The sequence below is a fragment of the Nocardia sp. NPDC059228 genome (assembly GCF_042754245.1).
Classification (GTDB): Bacteria; Actinomycetota; Actinomycetes; order Mycobacteriales; family Mycobacteriaceae; genus Nocardia.
Map to the genome: position 1 here is coordinate 1 of NZ_JBHZAL010000151.1, position 1,161 is coordinate 1,161.

Here is a 1,161-nt window from a genome sequence, read left to right on the forward strand (position 1 = left end):
GTGCCAGATGGACCGTGCCCATGCCGCCGGATCCCAGGCCGGCCAGCAGCCGGTATGGGACGGCGTCGTACGGGGCGTGGGCATCGAGCGGGCCGAGCACGGCGTCAACTCCTCATCGGACGAACCTCACCGGCACATGAATCTCACTGACACACACTCACGTCTCATCCCGGCAGTTCCGTCGAACGCACCGTCCCGTCGTGGAACATCAGGAACACCACCCCACCGACCGAGATCAGCTCCGGTTCCCAGACCTGCCCGTCGACGCCGTCACCGAGACCGCTGTCGGCCCGGTTGCCGGGCGCGCCCTCGATCCGGGATCTCGTCCCCTGCCGGGCGTTCCCCGCCACCGGCAGCGTGTAGAGGAACTCGTTGTCGAGGAAGACGGCGGTGTCGCCGACGACCGACGCCTCGGAGGGCAGGTACTGCCCGTTCTTGGGCGCGGGAGGGAACGTCCCCACCGTGCGCGGCGTGGGGTCGGCCCCCTCGTAGGTGTCGACGAGCTCCATCCGGGTGCTCCGGCTGTCGGGGGCGAGGAGATACGTGCGCGATCCCACCGTCACCAGGTCCTGCGGCCGCAGATCCGAGTCGAACCCCGGCTGTCCGGTGTCGATCGGCAGCAGGGTCTCCGCGTCCAGGGCCACGCTGCCCCCGCCCTCGATCCCGCACAGCACCTCGCCGCCCCGCACCCGCACGCTCACGCAGTCGCCCCCGTCCTCGCCCGGCACGGTGTACGGCGTCGGCTTGCCCGTACGCGCGTCGAACCCCGTCAGGCCGCCCTCCGTCGACGCGAGGAGCCGACCGCCCGCGAAGGCGTCGGGGCCGAAGCCTCCGTAGCCGACCTCCGCCCCGACATACGTCGACAGGGCGCGCTTCCACAGCGGCTTGCCCGTCTCCGCGTCGAAGGCGTGCACCTCGGTGCCCTCACCCCGCGTGGTGAAGAACGCGACTCCGCCGCCGGCCATCGCCTCCCCCACATTGGCCAGCCGCACCGTGCCCTCACCCTTCAGCGGCTGCTGCCAGCGCACCGTGCCGTCCTCGACGGACCGCGAGCGCACCATGCCGCCCTCGGTGGAGAGCACCGAGTCGCCGTAGATCACCGGGTTGGTGGCGTCGCCGGGGATGTACATACCGCTCGACGCGCCCAGCAGCGGCTCCGCG

At 71.7% G+C, this 1,161-nt stretch carries 1 protein-coding gene; it reads right to left on the reverse strand.

Going from position 1 to position 1,161, the window contains the following annotated elements; all coding sequences use genetic code 11:
* Positions 1–164: 164 nt before the first annotated feature.
* On the reverse strand, positions 165–1,161 hold a 997-nt coding region (locus ACFXKA_RS43095), incomplete at its 5' end, for a PQQ-binding-like beta-propeller repeat protein (protein WP_379431928.1).